This window comes from Sagittula sp. SSi028 (assembly GCF_048553715.1).
GTDB lineage: Bacteria > Pseudomonadota > Alphaproteobacteria > Rhodobacterales > Rhodobacteraceae > Sagittula.
Genome location: NZ_JBLZNC010000047.1, coordinates 1 through 719, shown reverse-complemented (window position 1 = coordinate 719; position 719 = coordinate 1). Strand labels below are relative to the sequence as shown.

The 719-nt window shown below is 61.2% G+C and carries 1 pseudogene; it reads left to right on the top strand.

The window, feature by feature from the left end:
• Window positions 1-83 precede the first annotated feature (83 nt).
• A pseudogene (locus ACN5AZ_RS18690) lies at window positions 84-719 on the top strand (transposase); the annotation flags it as partial.

Below are 719 nucleotides of genomic sequence, written 5' to 3'. Positions count from 1 at the left end.
TGGGCGTATTTTGTTGAAAAGCTCGTGCTTGATCGAAGGGCCGTCGGCTGCTTCAATTCCTGAAGAGATTGGGAGGATCGGCGATGATGGGACCGCGGCAGGAGGCGCAACCGGCGCTGTTCTACGAGTTCTCGCTTGAGGATCATGTTCCGCAGAACCACCTACTGCGCTCCATTGATCGGTTCGTCGACCTGTCCGGTATCCGCGCCTACCTTGCCGATTTCTACAGCCACACCGGGCGGCTTTCGGTCGACCCTGAACTCCTCATCAGGATGCTGCTGGTGGGCTATTGCTTCGGGATCCAGTCAGAGCGTCGCCTCTGCGAGGAGGTGCATTTGAACTTGGCGTATCGCTGGTTCTGTCGGCTCGATTTGAGCGACCGCGTCCCGGATCACTCCACCTTTTCCAAGAACCGCCCCTCTCGGCAGCATCCTTCGGATGCGCCTGCCGGGCAATGCACGGCCGTTTCCGCGACAGCGAATTGCTGCGGCACTTGTTCGAGATGACCGTCGCGCGGTGCATTGAGGAAGGCTTGGTCAGCGGACAGCGCATGGCCATCGACGCCAGTCTGAGCGAGGCCGATGCCAACAAGCAGAGCTCGACGCCGAAGGAAGAGTGGGATCCGGCGCAGGTCGATCCGGCCGACGCATCCCGCGCTGTGCGAGAGTACCTCGCCACTCTGGATGAGGCCGCATTTGGTGCCGCCAGCGAGGTTCAGC